The organism is Streptomyces sp. NBC_01334 (assembly GCF_035983595.1).
Lineage (GTDB): Bacteria > Actinomycetota > Actinomycetes > Streptomycetales > Streptomycetaceae > Streptomyces > Streptomyces coriariae.
Genome location: NZ_CP130719.1, coordinates 477,816 through 498,906, shown reverse-complemented (window position 1 = coordinate 498,906; position 21,091 = coordinate 477,816). Strand labels below are relative to the sequence as shown.

The window sequence follows — 21,091 nt, the reverse complement described above, 5'->3', positions numbered from 1 at the left end:
CCTCCTACGGCGCACCCAGGTACTGCGTCCGCTATTGCCTGAGGGGAGGTTCTCCGTCTGCCACCCGCAGCTCGTTGACGTACTCGATCAGTTCAGGACCGGGCCGAAACCACTCGCCCTCGAGACGTAGACGCCCAAACCGCCGGTGCAGTTGGCGCTCCCGGACAATATCGCCTGGTTCGAGCGCTACTGGGCGTGCGGGGATGCTTTTCATGCGGTCTCTGAGTTCGGTGGTCCAGCCGATCTTGATCGGCGGCAACACTCCAGCACCCGCGGGAGAGAGGTGCGGCGGCGGGACGGCAAAGTAGACGAGGGGCGCGTGCTTGTTGAACTTCGGGATCGGTGCCAGTGCGAGACCGAATCGACGTGCCCGGGTGCTGGGGCTCCGGTCAAGGAAATGCTCGAGCACCTGGGTCCCTGCCAGGCGGCCCAGACGAGTTGCCGCCTCAAGTTCATGTTCAGCGCAAAACCGCAGGGGTTCCCGTGTAGTAGCGAGAGTTCGGCAGGCGCCGAAGGTGCAGCGGCGGACTGAGTCGAGCGTCTCGATGACGCGAACACCGGCATGGCCGCACCCGCAGCGGAAGGCTCCTTGACCCGCCCGGCCGTCCGGAGCCATGTAGCGCCCGCAATTGCATTTGAGAGAGATCTTGTACACACGGGGCATTTAAGAGGCGCTCGCCGACAATCGGTAATCAATTCAGCCTACGACGAGTCTGGAGTAGGACCAAGCGGGTTAATGATGTTCACACGATTGAACGCGGATGGACATCGACTGGTCGGCGATCTCCAGGAAGAAGTGAGCCGCCCGCACTCATAACGCCTGGGGTACGAGGGCAGGCGGATTCTCGGTGAACAGCGGCAGCAGTTCGAGGAACCCGAGTTTATTGGTGTGCCGCCTCTAAATGCTGATCAAGGGCCGCTACGCCCCACCAGTGGCTTACTCGGTCGAGCATGTTGGGCCCGCCCAGGGTGGACTTGATCCGGGGTGGGTTCATGCAAGGTGGAGAGGCGGCATCGTGGTACCAGCTCAGTCATGCACGAGCGCGGGCGGCGAGTCGTGCACGAAAGCAGCCGTCAGTGTCTTTCTGGCACTCGGACTCTTGGTGCTCTTCGGCATCATCGTCTGGGTCGCGCTGGATACGTACGACACTCCTCCACGGCTATCGGACCCCGCCCCTAGCGCACCGCCAACCCCGAATGAGGACGGCCGACTACCGCAGCAATATCGCGCTGCCTACGATCCGAACGCCCGTCTGCTCGGTGTCCTCGCCATCGTGACCCCCCTAGTGACCACAATCGTTGGCTTCTACTTTGGCCAACGAACTGGAGATGCTCGGGTCGAAGCGGCGGAGTCGGAATCCCGCGAGACGAATCAGCGAATCGCCAGAGTCTTGGCGGAGACCAGACACACGGATGCCCTCAAGGTGCTCAGTGGCCAGGGGTTGATCACCCCAGGCCCCCTACCCAAACCAGGTGGGGGTAACGAGGAGCGCGGGGACCCTGAACCAGGGGGCGATGGCACCGCGGGCAAGCAAACTGATGAAGGCCCTCCGTCAGGCGAGCCACCGGCCCAGTCAGGACCGCAGGGCCGACCTCCTCCCGAAGAGCCGCCGAAAGGGTAAGCCCGACCGGCGGAGGTGCCCCGGTCGGCAGCGGGATGCTGGCCGGGGTCACGGGGGTGAGCGGCGGACACTGGGCCGGAGCTCGGCTCGCGTGTGCCGGCTGAGTCAGGTGGCGGGGCTGAGGGTCAGCGTGTAATGGCGGCCGATGGCCAGGTGAACCGTGAGGCTGTGGCCGCTGGCGGCGGCGGCCAGGTATCCGGGGTACTGCGCAGGTCAGCGGGTCTTTTTAGGTAAACGCTCAGCCTTGAGGACCGCCAAAGATGCCCTGGCTTTCGCCGTTTCCACCAGAAGGTGCTCCTTCTGTGGGAGAGGGGCTGGAATTCCAGCTCTCGGAAGGAGTCTCTGTCTCTCCCGAGGTGCCCTCGAAAAGCCCGCCGATCGAGGTGTAGGACGGCGTCTCCGTGGTTGGGGAAGGCTCGGATTTCTCAGGTGTGGCGCTGGTGCTCGGTTGTGTTTGTTTCCGGTTGTCTTCCAGGAAAAAGGAGGTGCCTGCTCGGTCTTCTCCAGATACGGCTGCTCTGGCCACGTAGTTGCCAGGTGGGGCGTACTCGCCACTGCGGCAGTGGTCCTGAAGGGTGTGGTGCTTCCAGGTAAAGGTGACCTTCGCCGGCCTGGTGCGGGTGAGCTGGATCCAGCGGTGTCCGCTGTGGCCCTGCGCACAGTCCGCTGAGTTCCACACGACGGTGTCCTTGCCCTTTGGCCGGACGGTGAGTGTCGTTTTGGCACGGCCGGCATCCAGGCGGCAGGGCATCTTGCCCTGCATCTCCTCGTCTGCCGACACCGCCAGCTCTGCCTGCACTGATTCGCCTTCGACGTATCCGTCGAAGGTCGCGGTCAGGGAGACATCGATGTAGTCGCGTACGCAGACGGGCAGCTTCATGATGTCAGCGGTGTTGACGGGCTGATCTCCGATGTCGGCAACAGGGTCGTCGGCAGGCTGGCCCGGGAGCGCGGACGGGACGCGGGCAGTCGTGGGGGGCGCTGTCGGGCTCGATGTCGGCTTCGTTGCCGTGTTGTCGCTGACCCAGTTGTGGATGAGCAGAATGATGGTCGGAACGACCACGACTACGCCGAGAAACGCCATCGCCATCCCGAAGGTGCGCCGGATTCGCTGTCGTGACGTGTCCATGGGCGGGACATCAGGACGCGGCTTATCTGAGTGGTCTGAGCGTCGCGTTCGATTCCGGCCGGGCCTGGCTCCAGTGGTGTCTGCGCTTGGGAGGGCCGGACCCTCGGGGCGCGGCCGGTCTGTGGGAGGGACTCGTCTGAAGGGGTGCCGCGCAGGTCCGTCCGGGGAGGCGCTTGTTTTCACGTGGGATGTGGGAGGCGTTGAGCTGGGCGAACGAGTTGTCTCCGGGATGGAGGGAAAGGCCCCCGCGGACGTCAGCTCCGGCGGGTGGTCCCACCCGAGGATGATCTGGTCCAGAACCTGGTCGGCTTCGGCAAGTACACGCTCGGCATGCAGAGACTCGATCTGTTCCGCGTGCTGTTCGACGAGGCGGGTGAGGTCATGGTCGCGGCACAGGAGTTGGGTGCGGGCGTCGGCGAGGTCCTGGGAGGTCTTCTGGAGCAGTGTGGTGAGATGCGCGATCGCTCGTACCGCAACCCTGTGGCGGGCTTCGAGTTCCCTTCGCTCGTCCGCATGGCCGGCGGTGCTGCTCTGCCCGGCGGCTGGGGGCAGCGATGCTGGTCCGACCGCTGACACGGCAGCGTCGCGGACCTTGCTCGCCCGAGTGAGCGCTTGCAGCGCCGGATTGTTCCGGGAAGCCGAAGCCAGCATGAGGGTGATCTCCCCCTCAGGACGGCCGGTCAGGTACTGAGCAAGGAGCTGGAAAACTTCGTCTCGCTGGCTCTCGGCATCAAGCACGCGCTGGTTGAGGCTGGTGATGTCGTCGCGGACACGCTGGGCATCGTGGTGCCGCATCTGCGCGATGCGTTCACTGCGGCGCTGCTCTTCCAGAGCGTGTCCTAACAGGATCGACAGGACATCCTTCTCCTGTTCCAGGAGGGCCTGGGCGGCCTTCTGGTCCTCGATTTCGTTGGTGAGGACCTCGATGCGGAACTTGGCGCTATCACGGGCATCGACCGCGTCGTAGAGCGCTGCTCGCAGCGGGGCGGCCTCTCGCAGCGCCGTCATGTACGCCTGCCACAGGCTCTCCATGGCCGCCGGAAGGGGCGGAGCTTCGACAACCTCCGTCGCAAGGTCGAGCAGATGTTGGACTAGGTCTCTCGTCGGCATCTTCTCGCCCGCGATGAACTTGCCCAGCGTCGCCTTGGACCTGCCGGATGCCGCGGCAGCCGTGGAATCCCCGCCCGGCTTCTGGGCACGCAGCGTCAGTTCCTGAGCCATCTTGGACTGCGTCCAGGGCGGGTCTGCGTCCAGCAGTGGTTGCAGCACCACCGCCCGCCAGAGGGTCACCCACTGCTTCACCGGCTCTGGCAGCGATTCGTCAACAGGGTTCAACGGCCGCCCGGGCCGACGTCGCTTCTCAGACTCCCCCACCATGCTTGCCCTTGCTCTCGATTCTTCCCCCGCAGAGACATCGGGCCATGCCATGCCTCCGCTTCCGAGCCAATTGATCAGCCGCAACGGTGGTGGACACCAAACCGCCCGGACCCGACATTCGGCAGGAGTCCACCATGGTCGATCCGCAGCATGCGCCGCAGGGCAACCCGCAAACCGCGCCGCCTGCCCGCCCGTCCCGGGTTCCGGCCCTCGCAGGCGCCGGCCTGGGGAACGTCGGCGCTCTGACCCTGACACTGGCCGGCGCACCATGGGGCATCGTTTTGGCCGTCGCGCTCACCGGCCTCGTCATCGTGCTCGTGCAGTCCCTCGTCCAGGGAACAATCCCGCAGGACTCCCCCGACCGCCTCGCCTGGTGGCAGCACTACTGGAACTACCGCCGCACACAGCCCCAGACCCACACCACGCCCCCACAGCACCCACCGGCATAGGCCTCCATCGGGAGGGTCGATTGATGAGGGCCACGCTCTCCCGCCGGTCACGTGCCTGTTCGGATGCCTGTGGTGCAGCCTCCTGCAGCACGTTCCCGCCGGACACGGCATGCGGCCTCCGCACTGGCTACGCCGGTACGGAGGCCGCGTGTGTCAGCGGGTGCGCAGCCACCACTCCAGGATGGCGACGAGGACGCCTCCGGTGGAGCCGGCCAGGCCGAGGACGGCGCGGCGGCCGGCTTCTCGCCACAGTGCCCGCGGGCAGCGCAGCCCGGCGGGTGTCTGGGGCGTGGTGTGGATGACGGCGGGCTTGCGGCGGCGGTGAGCCATGGTGGGTCTCCCCCTCGGTGGCGGTGTCGATGGTGGTGCGCCGGGCCCGGCGTTGATTCGAGATTGGCCTGGTCAGAGTGGTCTGATCCCAAGTACGGGGTGCGTGAGGTGGGTTGAGTACTAATCTGCTGGTCCGCGCTGGTGCGGCACGGCTGCCTGATCTACCCGTTTCAGGCAGCCGCCGACCGTGAGGGGCGCGGACGGGGCCGGCATCAGGGGGATCAGGGCTGTGGGAGTTCACCGCGAGACGCTGTACCGGCGGCTGCGCACGTTGCGCACCGAGGCGGAGGCCGCCTACCGGGAGCTGCACGGGTCCGGTGGTCTGCAGGCGCCGCTGGAGCGGCAGGTGCGCAAGACGGGGCTTCCGGGCGCGGTCTCGTTCGAGGGGAAGGTGGCCAGCCGGTGGGCGCCGCAGCATCTGGAGGGATTCAGTGTTCCGCGGTCGGACAGTGTCGAGCAGGTCCTGGCCGTCGTCGCGGTCTGGGAATCCTGGACCAGTACCCGAACGCTCGAGGCCGACGGTCGGATCCGGCAAGCCTGGCTCGCCACGGAATCATGCAGGGAATGGCGGCGGCTGCTCGAGGCGGCGCAGCAGGAGACCGTCGACGCGCGACGGCGCACTCCAGCATCCTCCGGCAAGGAAGCGGAAGTGGACGCTGCTGTCGCCCGCTACTGCGAGCGCCTGGTGCAGACCTGCGGGCGGTTGAACCTCGACGTCCTGGGCCCGGGTGATCGGGCGGGTGAGCAGCCCGCAATCCGGTTGCGGCAGGTGTTCGAGGCGCCGCCGGCGTCGTGGGACCCGCCGCAACCGGAGCTGCCGGCGCGGCTGTGGCAGGAGCTGGTGGAGCGCGGCGAGGTGCCGGCTGAGGAACTGCCGCCGGGACTGCGCGCGGAGCAGGTCGAGCGGTGGCGCAAGTCCCGTGTGGAGCGGCCGCCGGTGCCGGTGCTGGAGGCGGTGGCCTCCGCTCAGGGCAAGCGGCTGGTGCTGCTGGGGGATCCCGGGGCGGGCAAGTCGACGCTTTCCAGGTATCTGTCACTGGCGCTTGCCGGCGGTCTGGAGGAAGTGCCCGCCGAACTGAAGGACTTGATGGAGACGGGCACGGTGCCGGTAGTCGTGGAGCTGCGGCACCTCGCCGACGGCGAACGGTGGCAAGGCCGGACGGTGGAGGATTTCTGGGAGGAGTTCAACGCCACCGAGCGGATGTGCCTGCTGCGGGACGTCTTCGAGTACCTGCTGGAGCGCACCCACCGGCCGGTGCTGATGATCTTCGACGGCCTGGATGAGATCTTCGATCCCGCCTGGCGCGCCGATGTGGCCCGGCAGGTCGCCGCGTTCGCCGAGGTCCACGAACACGTGCGGGTCATCCTCACCTCCCGCGTTGTCGGATTCGCTCCAGGAGTTTTCACCGCCGCGGACTTCGCCCAGGCCAAGCTCGAAGACCTGCCCAAGCGGCAGATCGAGTCGTTCATCCGGCGCTGGTACACCGCCGCCCACCCTGATGACGCGAGTGAGGCCGCGCGCCTGAGCGAGCGCCTCATCAGCGCCGTGCGGGGCTACTCCTCGGTAGCGGAACTCGCCGGCAACCCTCTGCTGCTGACCATCCTGGCCTCCATCGGCCTGGGCGCCACCATCCCCCGCGACCGCCGCGAGGTCTACCGGCACGCCGTCGACGTCCTCACCGGACGCTGGGACCGCGACGCCAAGCACCTCCCTCTCCCCCGCCAGGACCACCCGGACGTCGCCGCCGCCATCGACGAACTCGACTCCGGCCTGCTCCAGGAGCTCCTCGAGCGCCTCGCCCGCCGTCTCCAGGAAAGCGCGGGCAGCGCCGGAGGCAGCCCCCTCATCGCCCGCACCGACCTCACCACGATGATCGCCGAATACGTCATCGACATGAACTACCCCCCGCACGTGGGGCGCATCGTCGCCAACGCCATGGTCGAACGGCTACACCACCGCGCGTTCCTGCTGCACCCCTACGGCGCCGGCATGTACGGCTTCGTGCACCGCACCTTCCTCGAATACCTCGCGGCCCGCGAACTCAGCCAGCGCTACCCCGGCCACGAATGGACCCCCGAGCAGCTCATCGACATGCTCGCCGAACGCGCTACCAACCCCGTCTGGCACGAAGTCCTCCTGCTCTTCATCGGCCAGATCAGCCGCCAGGCCGAAGCCGAACACGCCACCTTCATCGCACGCCTGCTTCACATGCACCGCCACCGCGGGACGTCCGCTTACCGTCAAGCAGACGACAGCTCAAAATTCCTCGAACTCGCCATCCGTGTGCTTGCCGAAGCCCATCGCATCCCCCGAGCGCCCTCCCAGCCCGGTGACCACCCCGAACGCTCACTCGCCATCCAGAGCAATGCCGTCATCGACACCCTCACCACTCACCTGTCACACCACCCATGGGTGACGCTGGACAGTGCTGTGCCCGCCTTGATGTCCTTCCCCTATTCGTGGACCGGCCGAGACCGCTACCAACGCTGGCACCGCACGCAGTCCACGTTCCTCCCAGCGACTGCAATGGATGTCATCGCGGCTTCGCTTTGCCGCACGCCTCAGGAGGCCAGCCACCTCGCTCTAATTCCGTGGGGGGGGCCATCGACGTCAGCTGTGCTGGCTCTGGGAGAGCGTTGGCCCGACCGCGAAGAGGCCTACCTCGCCGTCCTCGAGATCGCCCAAAACCCTGACACTGCCATGACTGTCTGCGATACCGCCTTGCAGGTGCTGGGAGAACGGTGGCCGGACCGCAAAGACACCTACACCACCATCCTGAGCGTCGCCCACGACCCCAACTCCGACTCCCGCGACATCGCCGTGCAGGTGCTGGGGGAGCGTTGGCCCGACCGCCCAGACACCTACCTCGCCGTCCTCAACACCGCCCACGACCCCAACCCCAAAAGCTACGCACGCACGGCTGCCGTACAGGTGCTGGGGGAGCGCTGGCCCGACCGCGAAGACACCTACACCACCATCCTCAACACCGCCCAAGACCCTGATCCCAACCCCGACCCCGATCCTGACCTCAGCCCCGGCCCCGGCCCCGACTTCCACCGTGCTGCCCTCCAAGTGCTGGGGGAGCGGTGGCCTGACCGCGAAGACGCCTACCTCGCCGTCCTCAACACCGCCCAAAACCGCAACACCAGCCGCAGTTCTCGCCGTACTGCTTTGCGAGTGCTGGGGGAGCGGTGGCCTGACCGCGAAGACGCCTACCTCGCCGTCCTCAACACCGCCCACGACACCAACTCCGACTCCCGCAACCTCGCCGTGCAGATGCTGGGGGAGCACTGGCCCGACCGCGAAGACACCTACACCACCATCCTGAACCTCGCCCACGACTCCAACTCCCGCGACATCGCCGTGCAGATGCTGGGGGAGCACTGGCCCGACCGCGAAGACGCCTACCTCGCCGTCCTCAACACCGCCCAAAACCCCGACACCGTCATGACTGTCCGCGATACCGCTTTGATGGTGCTGGGAGAGCGGTGGCCGGACCGCGAAGAGGCCTACACCACCATCCTGAGCGTCGCCCACGACCCCAACTCCGACTCCCGCGACATCGCCGTGCGAGTGCTGGGGGAGCGTTGGCCCGACCGCGAAGAGACCTACCTCGCCGTCCTCAACACCGCCCACGACAGCAACAGCAGCTCGCCTGCCTGCACGGCTGCCTTGGAGGTACTGGGAGAGGAGTGGCCCGACCGCGAAGAGACCTACCTCGCCGTCCTCAACACCGCCCAAAATGCCGACAACGACTCTCGCCGGACAGCCTTGCGACTGTTGGGGGAGTTGTGGCCTGACCGCGAAGACACCTACACCACCATGCTCAACACCGCCCACGACAGCAACAGCGTGATCTGCAGTGTCGCTTTGACGGTGCTGGGGGAGCGGTGGCCCGACCGCGAAGACACCTACCTCGCCGTCCTCAACACCGCCCAAAACGCCGACAACGACTCTCGCCCGACAGCCTTGCGAGTGCTGGGGGAGCGGTGGGCCGACCGCGAAGACACCTACACCACCATGCTCAACACCGCCGACGGCACCGGCTTCCGCCATGCCGCCATCCTAGTACTGGCCCAGCGCTGGCCGGAGCGCGAAAACACATGGAATTGTGTAGCAAAATACATAGAAGAACCTGGTCAGGAATTTCGCGAGGATTTCGTTAGACTGCTCGCTTTGGTATGGCCAGACCGAAAGGAGACAATAGCACTGCTACGAAGCATTGCAGACGGAAATGTAAAGGTGAAAGAGAAATTCGATAGATAGACGTACAGCTTGCAAGTACTCCCAACTCCCCCTTCGTCCGTCGAACGGCAGTCGCGCACCGATCGGCCCCGGCCGGCTGCGGCCCTGATACGCCGCTGAGGCTGACCTGGCTGAAATGTGCGTAGTCGACTCACAGCCGTCCCCGAGGGCAACGTGAATTTCGAGTTCGAGTGCTGGCGATGCGACGCCGACTGTGTGGTCTACGGCAAACCCACCGGCTTCTGGCAGGAGTTGTACCGGCTCCCGGAAGAACGGGACTGCTGGAACTGCGGCCCCATCAACATCACCCCGGACCCGCCCTGGACACCCGCAGAGGCCGCGCCGCCGGCGTCAGCTTCAGCCGGATGAGGACGAGACATCCGCCGCGCCTACGGTGCCTGATTCTGGCGCGGGACCTGCCAGGATGAGCCGGTGAGCACCACCCGCCGCCCTCTGGGCACCGGTCCTCAGCAGCTCCCCGCCGTGCCCGGCACCGCCACTGTGCGGCCGGGAACTGCCGCAGAGAGAGCTGCTGCCCAGCCACTGCCCGCCGTGGCCGAACCCACGGAGCCAGCCACGCAGCGGCGTCTGCTCGGTCCTGGCCCGGATCGGCCGGCCTGACCTCACGACAGCAGCCCAAAGTCGATGTAGTCGATGTCGGTGAACTCGACCGTGAGCCCGCCGGCACGGCGGCCACCGTCCTTGAAGTAGATCTCTTGCAGCCCCTCCGCCGCGATCGCCGACAGCTCGCTCTCAGACGCGCCCTGTTTCTGGGCGGCGAAGAGCCGCGCCGCGAACTCGGGTGGCAGGGACTGGTTGAGGCGACGCATGCGCCCGTCGTCGATGACGATTCCCTGTGAGGTGGCCGCCGCCTTCCGGGCGCGGCGCGCGGACTCCCGGCTGCCAGCGGGCCCGAACGGCGTCGGCTCACGCAGCTTGCCCAAATCCCCCTTTACCGTCGTGTTGATAGCAGGAAGGCCCGGGCGTCCAGGTTCTTGGTGACGTCGAGCGCGCGAGGTGCCGACCGTAGGCGCTCTTGCGGCGGTCGTACCGCCACGCGCCACGTGCGCCTACTCGCCGTGGCTACCGGCATCAGCGGGCTTCACGACAAACCGGGCCCCTCCCGGCTGCTGCCCGCGTCATTGCCGTGCACCTTGCAGAGCGGCTCGCATCCGCTCTCGGATCGAGGACGCCCGCGTGGTCAAGACGGCGCGCCGCGGTGCCCTCCACATTTTGGGGGCGTAGTGGAGCGCGCACGACAGGTGGTCAAACGTGATCTGTAGCACACCACGAAATTGACCGTGCAATTGCAGGTTCGCGCAAACAGGGTTCGAACTCCTTCGTTTCGCGCGGACAGCCTGCTGGGCGGGGATGGCGAGGAGCGTGCGCGGGGTGGCGAGGTGTGGCGGTGCGCGTCAGCAAATGCATCACCATCACCAACGTAAGCGGGAAGTTACCTTCCGTTAGAAATATGTGTTCGGAGGGCTGCACGTTCACCCCCACCAGTGGCTTATCTGTTCCCCGGAGCAACGGTGCTCTAGGTGCCTGCCCGCCCGACGGGGGACGGAGCGGTCATGCCGCCGCCAGAAACGAAGGAAAACAGCCACTGTGAACTACGACGTTGCCAGCCTCGTGCTGGCCTTCGCCGCCGCGGCGCGGTCGTTCGCGCCCGACGTGTGGTTCTTAGTGCGGCGCCTGCTCGGCGCCGGAGTCCGCATCGGGGCCTCCACCCTGATCGAACAACAGCCCCACTCCCCTGCCTCCCCGCCCAACACGGCGTCCCTGGACGACGGAGGCCGCCGATGACCAGCCTGCCACCCGACCCAACAGGACATACAACCCACCACCCCGCCGCCTTGATGCCGGCCGAGTTCTGGGAATTCCAGGCCCGCTACGACCGCGCCTGCCTGGAATACAGCCGTATCCACCTCGGCAGCGCGGCCGCGGCCCGCCGGCTGGTCGACAGCACCTTCCTCTACCTGGCCACCATCTGGTCCCGGCTGGAGAAGATGCCCAACCCCGGCGCCCACGCCTGGGCCCTGTTCAAACAACGTGTCCACGGCGAGCTCGAGGCACAGGGGCGTAGCCCGGCCACCACGGAAACCCTGGCCTTCGCCCGCGCCCTGCGCGCTGCCTCCGAACCCCTCCTCGGTTCCTTCCGTGCTTCCTTCCACGCCGAATACGGCCCGGAAATAGCCGAACTCGAGGAAGGTATGGGCCTGTACCGGCAGATGACGAAGCTGAGCGAACGGCAGTTCGACGTCCTCATCCTGCGCGACGCCCTCGGCTTCGACACCAAGGAGACCGCCCTGATCATGGGGATTCAGGAAGCGACCGTCCGCTCCACCCGCCGCACCGCCAAGCACCGCCTGGCCGCCGCCATGGGTTTCCGGTTCGACGACACCGACGTCACGGACGACACTGACAAGGAGTGACCCACCCATGACCCGCGCCCCGCGCAGCATCGACGAGGCACTACGCCGTGCCCGCGTCTTCCAGGGCGAATACACCGCCGCCGATCTGGAGACCTCCCGGCACAACCTCGCCCGCCAACTGCACGAGCTGCGCTGGGTGCAGTTCCTCAGCACCTCCACATCCGGCGCCCGAGCTCACCAGCTTCCCGGCGCCCTGCACGACCAGGCCGCGCACGACCTGCGTACCCTGTGCCGCGGCGCCGTCCACCACCACGGCGCCGCCCGCCACATCTCCGCCTTCGATGCCTCCCGTGACCCCGACGGCGCTCTGACCTTCGCCTGCCTGCTCTACCTCGCCGACCAGGAAGAAGGAGCGCAGTTCTGGTGGCACTACGCTGCGGGCGCCGGCAGCACCACCGCCGCGTTGAGCCTGTACCTGCTCCACCTGCGCCACGGCGACATGCGCGACGCCCAGCACTGGGCCGGCCAGATCCACCGCCTCAACCGCCTGGACTGGTCCTGCTACACACCCGTCCCCCACCAGGCCGACACCAGCCCCCACCCCTCCCTCAGCGTCCGCTACGCCCTCCCCCTGTCGGGCCCCACCGTCTGCGAAGACGCGGTCAAGGACGCTATCGACGAACTCCAAGCTCCCCACAGCGGGCTCCTGGGGCCCGTCCCCCAGCCCATCCCCGCCCTCGCCGACCACTGGGATGAACTCGTCACGACATGAGCCCGCCGGCAGAGCACGCCAGCCTGTGCCAGCCGTCATCTGACCGCTGATCAGCGGAACTGGGGTGAGCGGCGGTCGCGGTTGCGGGCGAAGGATGTGGTGACGTTCCCGCCTTTCCGCGTACGGCTGCGCCTCCATCGCGCGGTGGTGGAAGGTGACGATGCAGGAAGACCGCGGCCGAACGGAGACCACCTGTGCCCAGAGGCATAACCATTGGCCCGACCCACTACCCCACCAAGGAAGCCGTCCGGAACATCTGCCGCAGCTGTCGGACCGCACCGGAGTTTTCAGTAGCGCACGAAACAATTCAGTAGGTTCTTCAGTGCGGCACCGAAGTGCTCAGTCAGGTACAGGCCACCGCGTCCCAACCAGCGAGGACCACATGAACGAGAACGGGCAGTCCCAACGCCAGGGCGGCGAGCCACTCCACGACACCGAGGACGACGATGCCCTCCGGCGCGGCTACCGGTATGGCGCAGACGGGATCGGGGTGCGCGACGACCTTGTCCAGGCCGTCCTTGACGCTTGGTCCAGAATCAGCCCCACGGGCGACCCGGCGGCACCACTGCACAGCGTCAACAACGGGGCCATCAACAGTGTCGACAACCTCGCCCGACTGGCGGCCGCTGCGGTGGCCCGCACGATCACCCCGCGGTCTATGAAGTAGCGCACAGTGCTCAGCATCGGGTCCTGAAATGTTCCGCGCGGCGACAGTGGCTCAGGTCACCGCACGGAAGATTTCAGTGCCCAGGTCAGGGGCCTGCTTACTGAAATCTTCAGCGCGGTCCGACAGCAGCATCGTCCAGCGATACGGCATCGACGGTGACGTCACCGGCCCCGACGACGATGCGTTCCTCCGTCATCTTCTCGAATGCCACCCCGAGTACGACCTCAAGCGGGGCGACGGCATCGCCCACTTCCGCATCATCGCCCACACCGATCACGGACGCAGAAGCGTCGGGCTCGCTCTGGTGCGGCTCGACGGCGAGGTGGCCGACTTCTCGTGGAACGCCTGCCTGACCCCCCTCAGCCAGCGCACTCAGGTACTTGCCGCGTTGCGGCACGCGATAGCTGATCAGGTGGCGGCTTCACGGACCGCGGCGCTCGACTCCGGGCAGCCGCTCGTCTGCTCCGTCACAGGGGCGCCTATCGAGTCCGCTGCCGAGCTGCATATCGACCATGCGCCCCCGACGTTCCTCGACCTGGCCGAGGCGTTCATCGCTGCCAACGGTGGGGTGGACGATTTCCGGATCCTGCCCGATACAGGTGCCGGGGTCAGTTACATCGAACTGGAGGACAAGGCGCTCGAGGGGCGCTGGCAGCACCACCATCAGGAGCGTGCCGTGCTGCGGCCGGTACTGAAGCGCGTCAACCTTTCCGATCTGCGGCGGGCAGGAACGGCCGGCACTCCTGCTCCGTGAACGGCCGTGTGCGGAGCAGTCGGAACCGCGAAGCTGGCGCAATCTGTGCCTGGTGCAGCCCTTGCGCTGGCGAGACCGGAGGACCCCCTTGGCGCAGGTCCTCCGACGGTCTGCCCAGCTTGGGCGATGGCCGTGAAACTGCCCGGGCCCTTGCCGTGGTGCTGTCCAGAAGGGGATGACCGGGGGTGGCCGATCGGCCATCAATTCGAAGATCCGCATGGGCGTATGGGAGCAGGTGACAGGCTGTCAGTGGGCCCCGCCATGCTCGTCGTGCGCGGCCGAAACAGGGCCGGACCGAGGCGACCCGCGCTGCGGGGTGGAAGGGATGTGTGGTGTGGCTTTGCGGGCGACGGCTGAGCAGGAGGCGGCCCGGGAGGCGTTTGCCGCAGGCCAAGACTTGGCGTTGGTGGCCGGCGCCGGTACAGGGAAGACTTCGACGCTGGTGATGATGGGCTCGGCAACGCGTGGCCGGGGCCTGTACGTGGCCTTCAACAAGCCGATCGCCGACGAAGCCAAGAGCCGCTTCGGGAGGAATGTGGAGTGCCGTACGTCGCGCTCGTTGGCGCACCGGGCGGTGGGTCGCCGGTTCCAGGACCGGCTCGATGGCTCGCGCCACATGCCGTTGAGGCGTACGGCGCAGTTGCTGGGGCTGGACCGCGACCTGGCCGTGGGCAAGAGGCGGCTGAGGGCGACGACGCAGGCGCGGCTGGTGATGGAGATGGTCCGGCGTTTTTGCTACAGCACAGATCAGCAGGTGGCAGCCCGGCATCTGGGCCCGGTGAACGGACTGGATGACCAGGGGGCGCAGTATCTGGCGCAGGTGCTGCTGAGCAGGGCGCGGTGGGCGTGGGACGACATCTGCTCGCTTCAGGGAAAGCTGCCGTTTCAGCACGATCACTACCTCAAGATGTGGGCGCTGACGCGGCCGAGACTGCCTGCGGACTTCGTGCTGCTGGACGAAGCGCAGGACACCAACCCGGTCTTGGAGGAGATCTTCCTGGCGCAGGATGCGCAGCGCGTGTGTGTCGGGGATCCGGCACAGCAGATCTATGACTGGCGGCATGCCAAGGACATCATGAGCAGTTTCCCCGGGCAGCAGCTGGAGCTGACGCAGTCGTTCAGGTTCGGACCGGCTATCGCGGAGGTGGCGAATCGGTGGTTGCGGGCTGCCTTGTCGACGATGCAGCTGACCGGGCACGCCGGTGGTGTATCGGGACTGCGGCAGGTCGCGGTCCCCGATGCGGTGTTGTGCCGGGGGAACGCCGACGCACTCGCTGAGGTGCTGGCCTTCCTCGAGAAGGGGGTGCCGGTTGCGCTGGCCGGGGGCAGCAAGCCGCTGTTGACGATCGCTGAGGCGGCGATCGACCTGCAGGCGGGCCGGCGAACCTCGCATCATGAGCTGCTCCTGTTCTCGTCCTGGGGTGAGGTGCAGGAGTACGCGGAGCAGGACTCCGCGGCAGCAGAGCTCAAGGCGATCGTGGAGCTGGTCGATACCTACGGGCCGCAGCAGATCATCGCGGCCGTGAAGCGCATGGTCGACGAGGACCAGGCGCGGGTGGTGGTCTCGACGGTGCACAAGGCCAAGGGACGCGAGTGGAGGCGGGTGCGGATCGGGGCCGGATTCACGCCACCTGCGGAGGAAGCGGCGGCACGAGGCGTGCATCCGGCGGAGGCCCGTCTGATTTACGTGGCGGTGACGCGGGCCCGCGAGTTGCTGGATACGACGGGGATCCAGTGGGCCGAAGCCCAGATCCGGCATGCTTGGCGCGCAACTGTGACCAGTACCCCGGACGGCGTGCCCCTGGCCGCGCTGCCGCTGACCGGACAGCTCCAGTACCCTCGCTCGCCGATGTCCGTCTTTCTGAACCGGCATCTACCGCGACCTGAGCGGGTGGTCGGCGCATACCTGGACCGCTCGCGGGGACTTCCGCCCGCGGTGCAGCCCATGGATGAGCGGCGCCCCGATTATGCGGCCCTTGGGCACACCATCGACTACCGCCTCCGGCTCAGTCTCGGCCGCGGCCCTGGAGGCGCGGTCGCGTCGGGCATTCGGCTACTCGGCAGCCGGCTCCCGATCGAGGGGGCTCCCGCCCCTGAGGTGCGTGCGACCTTGCATACGGCCGGCACCCACCTGCTTGCCCGTCTCCAGAACCACCTCGAAGGAGGGCCTGGACTGAGCGAGGAGGAATTGACCCGGCTGTGTCACGTTGCAGGCTTCTATGAGGCCATCTACCGCAATGGCGTCTTCTCCCGGCGCCGGAACCTGCTGGCCCTCGCCGACGCGCACACCACCGTGGATCACCTGACCGCGGCGGTGCCAGCGTACGTGCTGGAGGACATCTCCGAGCAGATGGAGCTGGCCGAGCAGCCTTTCGCACCGTTCAGGGACTTGCCGGACGAACAGCGGGTGTGCGGGCCGGTGTTCGCCGGCAGTGCCGACCTGGGCGGGGCTGATGCGGACTTCATCGTCGGCGGGCTACTGATCGACTGCAAGGCCACCACCCGCCCTCACACGATCAACCGCGCCGCCGTACAGCAGCTCGCCGGATACCTGCTGCTCGACTACGACAACGTGTACGGCATCGACCGGGTGGGCCTCTACCTTTCCCGCCAGGGCGCTCTGATCACATGGGACGTCCCGGAATTCCTCAATGCTCTGGGCACTCAGGTTCCACTGCCCCAGCTGCGCGCACTGCTGCGCGACCACCTTCGCCGGCCACAGCGCTCGACGCCGTCGGAGAAGGGCTGACCACGGACCTGGCGATTCGCCTGTGCCGTCAGACCGGCTCATGTACGTGAGGTCAATGAGTACCGCTCCCAGGAGCGGTACTCATTGACCTCACGTACATGAGCTCTGGTTCTTGGAACTGTTCAGGTTGCACGGCGCAGAGGGACGACCACGTCCTCACCGGTGCTCTTCTCGCTGAGCCGGTAGTAGCTGATGTGCGCCAGCCGCTCGGACTCCTCAAGCCATCCGGCCTCCACGACCTGGCGCCGGGTGCGCGAGAACACGGTCGGGGACAGGCCGACGAGCTGGGCGAGGTTGGCGCCGGTCTCAACGACGGCGCCGCCGCGGTCGGTGGGGTGCATCGCGTAAAGCATGATGACCAGACGCTGGTTGGCGGTCATGCCGGCGGTGCGGTGGAGGATATCCAGGAGCTTTCGCTTGTCGTCGTTGTTCACTGGGCCTCCCACCACGAAGGGGACGTGCTCATCGAGCCGATGCGACCGGTGGGAGGGTCGGTGGCCAAGGGGACGGACGACCTGTTCACGGTCGAGGAGTCGTTGCAGCTGTTCGCCGATGACATCGGCGTTTCACGGGCGACGGTTGAGGACTGGCGGTGGGTGTCGTCGCGCTGGCCGAAGGACAAACGCAAGGACGGCGTGTCTCACACGGTCCACAAGGTCCTCGCCTCCATTGCGGACGAGGAGGAACGGTGGGTGTCGGTCGAGGACGCCCCTTTCAACCCGCGTTCCAACCGCAAGCAGTGGACCACGGACGGGGCGAAACGCCTGGTCGGGCACCAGGTCGACAATCCGATCTCGGTCGAGGAGAAGGTCCGGGCGGTCAAGGATCTGACCCGCGATGACGACGTGGCCGTCCAGGTGACGGCCTCTCTGCTCTCGCGTCCCGAGACCGCGAAGAGCATGCCGGCCGCCGAGCGGGTCAGGGTCGTCAAGGAACTCACCCGCGACGACGAGGTCGCCACCTCGGTCACCGCCGAGCTGCTGCAACGTCCCCGCGTCGCCCGGCAGGCGATGCGCAACGACGACGTCCGCTTCACCGTCAACCGGGCCCAGTTCGACAACTCCGAGCAGGCCCGCGAGCAGATCCGCGAGCGCATGCCCGCCGTCCGCAAGATCGAGCACACCATGGAATACCTCGACCTGGTCGGCTCCGCCCACCAGTACGTCGCCACGCTGGGGCGGCTCGTTCCGCGGCTGCGGGACCAGGAGTTCAGCGATGACGAACGCGAGACGGTCCGTCGTTCGATCGCCAAGGTCCGGGGAGCTGCCGACTGGCTGGAGGCCGCGCTGGAGACAGGCACGTTCACCCTGGACGAGCAGCTCACCCAGCTCCTAAAGGGCGAGTGACAGCGGTGTCCCGCCGTCCCCGAGACGCCGGTCAGGCCCGGCCGTTGTCAGAGCACTACGGCGACCTGGTCCGCGTCTCGCTCATGGAAGCCCGACCATCAGGACTCCAGACCAAGCAGCTGGTCGCCGCCACCCGCCTCTCCCCGTCCCAGGTCGCCCGGGGAGTCCGTCACTTGCGCGACGTCGGTGCCTCGGAGCACCTGACCCCGATCATCTGGCGACGCAAGGACGGCTACCTCTTCTCCGAGGAACCGGCCGACTGGATCGAATACGAGAAGAAGCAGTTCCGTCTCGTTCTGGGCCGCCTCACCCGGTTGATCACGGGGACGCTCGACCCCCACCTCATGCGACACCCCGACGACGAGTGGGCCCAGCTCGCATCCGCCCAGCTCACCGGCGTCCGCGCCACCCTCGCCCAGCTCTCCAAATGACTCCGGACCCCCTCCCATGCCAGCTTCAACGACCCGCCGGCGCCGCTATCCCTCCGACACCTCTGTCGCGGAATGGGCGCTGATCGAACCGCTGCTTCCCCTGCCGGCCTGCCAGACCAAGACCGGCGGCCGGCCGGAGAAGTGGCATCGCCGCGACATCGTCGATGCCATCCGCTATCTCGTCGACAACGGGGTCAAGTGGCGGGCCCTGCCCGCGGATTATCCGCCCTGGCAGACCGTCTACTACCACTTCGCCGCCTGGCACCGCCGCGGCGTCATCGGCTTTCTCCGTGATCAACTCCGGCGGCAGATCCGCACGGCCCAGGGACGATGCCCCTGGCCCGTGACGTTGATCGTCGATTCACAGTCGGTCAAGGGAGCCGAGACAGTTTCCAAGGCCACCCGCGGGTTCGACGCCGGGAAGAAGGTCAACGGACGCAAGAGACACATCGCCGTCGACACCCTCGGGCTTCCGGTGATGATCACGGTGACGCCCGCCGACACCACCGACCGGGACGCCGCCCGCGAACTCCTCTGGCGGCTGCGGGTCATGCAGCCGCAGATCACGCAGGTCTGGGCCGACTCCGCCTACGGCGGCCAGCTCATCAACTGGTCAGGCAGCTTCCTCAACATGACCCTCAAAACGGTCTCCCGCCCTCGCGGAGCCAAAGGCTTCGTCGTCCTGCCCAGGCGCTGGAAGGTCGAACGGACTCTGGGCTGGATCATGAAAGCCCGACGCAACGTCCGCGATTACGAACGCCTCCCGCAGCACTCAGAAGCACATCTGACCTGGGCACTCATCACTCTGATGACCCGCCGACTCACGCGCAAAGGCCCTCACGCCAGATGGTCGAAGAAGGCCTGACCGGCCGAGCCTCACCCCACTGTCGGCGGTCACGCAATTCCCCGCGTTCGTCTGCTTCAGCGTCACATAATCTTCCACCCTCGTGGCCAGATCTGCCCACGGGGACGTCGGTCGTGGACGGGCTCCGTGACGTTCTGGGATCAGGCCGAACGATGAAGACGGCCACCGGGCGGCACGTGTGATCATGTCGGTATGGCATCTGGTCGGATCATCTTCCTCAACGGTACGTCCAGCTCAGGGAAGTCGAGCATCGCCCGGGAACTTCTGGACATCTTGGACGACGGCGTCTTCTTCCACTTGGCGGTCGACGGGTTCAACGCGATGCGCAGCAAGCGGGAGCTTGGGGCGGATGAACTCGACGCCTCGCTGCGGCGGACCCGGATGGGCTTCCACCGTTCGATAGCGGCCATGGCTGAGGTGGGCAACGACATCGTGGTCGACCATGTGCTGAGCGAGCCGTGGCGGCTGCTCGACTGCCTGACGGTGCTACGACCCGAGGACGTCCTGTTTGTCGGCGTCCACTGCCCGCTGGAGGAACTGACCCGCCGTGAGCTGGCCCGCGGCGACCGTCCGACTGGCCTGGCAGCACACCAATATGACGTGGTTCATGGTCATGGCGACTACGACCTGGAGTGCGACACCAGCACGGCGAACCCTCGCGAATGCGCTCAGCAGATCCAGAAGTTCCTGCCGCACCGCCCCAGCCCTACGGCCTTCACTCGCCTCCGCCGACGCTACCTAGTGCTGTGACCGGGAACGTTCGCCGGGTTGGTGGTTGGGGCGGTTGGATGGGCGGTGACGTCGGTTCCGACCGCTGGAGGTGTGGTGGCTGAGCCTGTGCGGGTGCGCAGACTGACCGATCAGGAAGGGCAGAAGCTGCAGCAGATCGTGCGCCGGGGAAGTACCAACTCGGTGCGCTACCGGCGGGCGATGATGTTGCTGGCGTCCGCCGGCGGAAACCGCGTCCCGGTGATCGCACAGCTGGTCCAGGCCGACGAGGACACCGTCCGGGATGTGATCCACCGGTTCAACGAGATCGGCCTGGCCTGTCTGGACCCTCGATGGGCGGGAGGCCGTCCCCGCCTGCTCACCCCTGACGACGAGGACTTCGTCGTCCAGATGGCCACCACCCGCCCCAGCAAGCTCGGTCAGCCCTTCACCCGCTGGTCGATCCGCAAACTCGCCGCCTACCTGCGCCGTGTGCACGGGCGTGTCATCCGCATCGGCCGGGAAGCCTTACGGTGCCTGCTGTCGCGCCGCGGCATCACCTTCCAGCGCACCAAGACCTGGAAGGAGTCCCCAGATCCCAACCGCGACGCCAAGCTCGACCGGATCGAGCAGGTGCTGGGGCGCTTCCCGGACCGGGTGTTCGCCTTCGACGAGTTCGGGCCGCTGGGGATCCGGCCCACCGCGGGTTCTTGCTGGGCGAAGCAAGGAAAGCCCGACCGGCTGCCGGCGACCTACCGCCGCACCCACGGCGTCACCTACTTCCACGGCTGCTACTCCGTTGGCGACAACCGTCTGTGGGGCGTCAACCGCCGCCGCAAAGGCACCGCCAACACACTGGCGGCGCTGACGTCGATCCGCGCCGCCCGACCCGACGGCGCCCCGATCTACATCATCCTGGACAACCTCTCCGCCCACACCGGTGCGGACATCCGCCGCTGGGCGAAGAAGAACAAGGTCGAGCTGTGCTTCACCCCGACCTACGCCTCCTGGGCCAACCCGATCGAGGCCCACTTCGGCCCGCTGCGCCAGTTCACCCTCGCCAACTCCCACCATCGCAGCCATCCCACGCAGACCCGGGCCCTGCACCGCTACCTGCGCTGGCGCAACACCAACGCCCGCCACCCCGACGTACTCGCCGCACAACGCCGAGAGCGTGCCCGCATCCGCAGCGAGAAAGGCATCCGCTGGGGCGGACGTGCCAGATGCCCGGCGGCGTGAAGGATCGACCACCGGCACAGCCCACTCCCACA

General features: G+C 67.0%; 17 protein-coding genes and 1 pseudogene. 13 read left to right on the top strand and 5 right to left on the bottom strand.

Annotated elements, in window-relative coordinates; genetic code table 11:
* Positions 1-31 precede the first annotated feature (31 nt).
* A complete protein-coding gene (locus OG736_RS46835) occupies positions 32-655 on the bottom strand; it encodes a GIY-YIG nuclease family protein (protein ID WP_327188273.1) in 624 nt (207 codons plus the stop codon).
* Positions 656-1,860: 1,205 nt separating this feature from the next.
* Entirely contained in the window at positions 1,861-4,041 is a 2,181-nt protein-coding gene (locus OG736_RS46830) for a hypothetical protein (RefSeq protein ID WP_327188272.1), read from the bottom strand.
* A gap of 221 nt (positions 4,042-4,262) precedes the next feature.
* Between OG736_RS46830 and OG736_RS46825 the strand changes: the two genes are divergently transcribed.
* On the top strand, positions 4,263-4,577 hold the full coding sequence (locus OG736_RS46825) for a hypothetical protein (RefSeq protein WP_327188271.1): 315 nt from the start codon (positions 4,263-4,265) through the stop codon (positions 4,575-4,577).
* Positions 4,578-4,730: 153 nt separating this feature from the next.
* Here OG736_RS46825 and OG736_RS46820 read toward each other — a convergent pair whose 3' ends face one another.
* A complete protein-coding gene (locus tag OG736_RS46820; RefSeq protein WP_327188270.1) occupies positions 4,731-4,907 on the bottom strand; it encodes a hypothetical protein in 177 nt (58 codons plus the stop codon).
* Between the two features lie 229 nt (positions 4,908-5,136).
* On the opposite strand from OG736_RS46820, the gene OG736_RS46815 reads away from it, so the two are divergent.
* Positions 5,137-9,174 carry a HEAT repeat domain-containing protein gene (locus OG736_RS46815; protein ID WP_327188269.1) on the top strand — a complete coding sequence of 1,346 codons (4,038 nt, stop codon included), beginning with the start codon at positions 5,137-5,139 and terminating at the stop codon, positions 9,172-9,174.
* A 602-nt stretch (positions 9,175-9,776) separates the two neighbouring features.
* Here OG736_RS46815 and tpg read toward each other — a convergent pair.
* A pseudogene (gene tpg, locus OG736_RS46810) lies at positions 9,777-10,071 on the bottom strand (telomere-protecting terminal protein Tpg); the annotation flags it as partial.
* Positions 10,072-10,761: 690 nt separating this feature from the next.
* Between tpg and OG736_RS46805 the strand changes: the two are divergent.
* From OG736_RS46805 to OG736_RS46780, 6 genes are all read left to right on the top strand, one after another.
* Entirely contained in the window at positions 10,762-10,959 is a 198-nt protein-coding gene (locus tag OG736_RS46805) for a hypothetical protein (protein ID WP_327188267.1), read from the top strand.
* A complete protein-coding gene (locus OG736_RS46800; protein WP_327188266.1) occupies positions 10,956-11,588 on the top strand; it encodes a sigma-70 family RNA polymerase sigma factor in 633 nt (210 codons plus the stop codon). The genes OG736_RS46805 and OG736_RS46800 overlap by 4 nt, the downstream gene beginning before the upstream one ends.
* A gap of 7 nt (positions 11,589-11,595) precedes the next feature.
* Positions 11,596-12,300, top strand: a complete 705-nt coding sequence (locus OG736_RS46795; RefSeq protein ID WP_327188265.1) for a hypothetical protein — start codon at positions 11,596-11,598, stop codon at positions 12,298-12,300.
* Positions 12,301-12,682: 382 nt separating this feature from the next.
* Positions 12,683-12,967 (top strand): hypothetical protein, encoded by a 285-nt coding sequence (locus OG736_RS46790; RefSeq protein ID WP_327188263.1) that lies wholly within the window; start codon positions 12,683-12,685, stop codon positions 12,965-12,967.
* Between the two features lie 28 nt (positions 12,968-12,995).
* Entirely contained in the window at positions 12,996-13,721 is a 726-nt protein-coding gene (locus OG736_RS46785; protein ID WP_327188262.1) for a DCL family protein, read from the top strand.
* A 334-nt stretch (positions 13,722-14,055) separates the two neighbouring features.
* Positions 14,056-16,470 carry a UvrD-helicase domain-containing protein gene (locus OG736_RS46780; RefSeq protein ID WP_327188261.1) on the top strand — a complete coding sequence of 805 codons (2,415 nt, stop codon included), beginning with the start codon at positions 14,056-14,058 and terminating at the stop codon, positions 16,468-16,470.
* Positions 16,471-16,592: 122 nt separating this feature from the next.
* On the opposite strand, the gene OG736_RS46775 is transcribed toward OG736_RS46780, so the two are convergent.
* The gene (locus OG736_RS46775) at positions 16,593-16,904 is read right to left on the bottom strand and encodes a replication initiation protein, RepL2 (RefSeq protein WP_327188260.1); all 312 of its coding nucleotides are present in this window, start codon (positions 16,902-16,904) and stop codon (positions 16,593-16,595) included.
* Positions 16,905-16,964: 60 nt separating this feature from the next.
* Here OG736_RS46775 and OG736_RS46770 point away from each other — a divergent pair, with 60 nt between their 5' ends.
* From OG736_RS46770 to OG736_RS46750, 5 genes are all read left to right on the top strand, one after another.
* On the top strand, positions 16,965-17,816 hold the full coding sequence (locus OG736_RS46770) for a DUF6192 family protein (protein ID WP_327188259.1): 852 nt from the start codon (positions 16,965-16,967) through the stop codon (positions 17,814-17,816).
* 44 nt (positions 17,817-17,860) lie between these two features.
* Complete coding sequence (locus OG736_RS46765; protein ID WP_266709257.1) at positions 17,861-18,247, top strand: hypothetical protein; 387 nt, start codon at positions 17,861-17,863, stop codon at positions 18,245-18,247.
* Between the two features lie 16 nt (positions 18,248-18,263).
* Positions 18,264-19,112: an IS5 family transposase gene (locus OG736_RS46760; RefSeq protein ID WP_327188258.1), complete on the top strand. Its 849-nt coding sequence runs from the start codon at positions 18,264-18,266 to the stop codon at positions 19,110-19,112.
* Between the two features lie 192 nt (positions 19,113-19,304).
* The gene (locus OG736_RS46755; protein ID WP_327188257.1) at positions 19,305-19,862 is read left to right on the top strand and encodes a chloramphenicol phosphotransferase CPT family protein; all 558 of its coding nucleotides are present in this window, start codon (positions 19,305-19,307) and stop codon (positions 19,860-19,862) included.
* Between the two features lie 75 nt (positions 19,863-19,937).
* On the top strand, positions 19,938-21,059 hold the full coding sequence (locus OG736_RS46750; protein WP_327188256.1) for an IS630 family transposase: 1,122 nt from the start codon (positions 19,938-19,940) through the stop codon (positions 21,057-21,059).
* Positions 21,060-21,091 lie beyond the last annotated feature (32 nt).

Bases quoted from the DNA above. Each gene is read 5' to 3' on its own strand.
- OG736_RS46825 (WP_327188271.1), top strand. From the start codon at position 4,263: ATGGTCGATCCGCAGCATGCGCCGCAGGGCAACCCGCAAACCGCGCCG.
- OG736_RS46820 (WP_327188270.1), bottom strand. From the start codon at position 4,907: ATGGCTCACCGCCGCCGCAAGCCCGCCGTCATCCACACCACGCCCCAG.
- OG736_RS46800 (WP_327188266.1), top strand. From the start codon at position 10,956: ATGACCAGCCTGCCACCCGACCCAACAGGACATACAACCCACCACCCC.
- OG736_RS46795 (WP_327188265.1), top strand. From the start codon at position 11,596: ATGACCCGCGCCCCGCGCAGCATCGACGAGGCACTACGCCGTGCCCGC.
- OG736_RS46790 (WP_327188263.1), top strand. From the start codon at position 12,683: ATGAACGAGAACGGGCAGTCCCAACGCCAGGGCGGCGAGCCACTCCAC.
- OG736_RS46785 (WP_327188262.1), top strand. From the start codon at position 12,996: ATGTTCCGCGCGGCGACAGTGGCTCAGGTCACCGCACGGAAGATTTCA.
- OG736_RS46760 (WP_327188258.1), top strand. From the start codon at position 18,264: ATGCCAGCTTCAACGACCCGCCGGCGCCGCTATCCCTCCGACACCTCT.
- OG736_RS46755 (WP_327188257.1), top strand. From the start codon at position 19,305: ATGGCATCTGGTCGGATCATCTTCCTCAACGGTACGTCCAGCTCAGGG.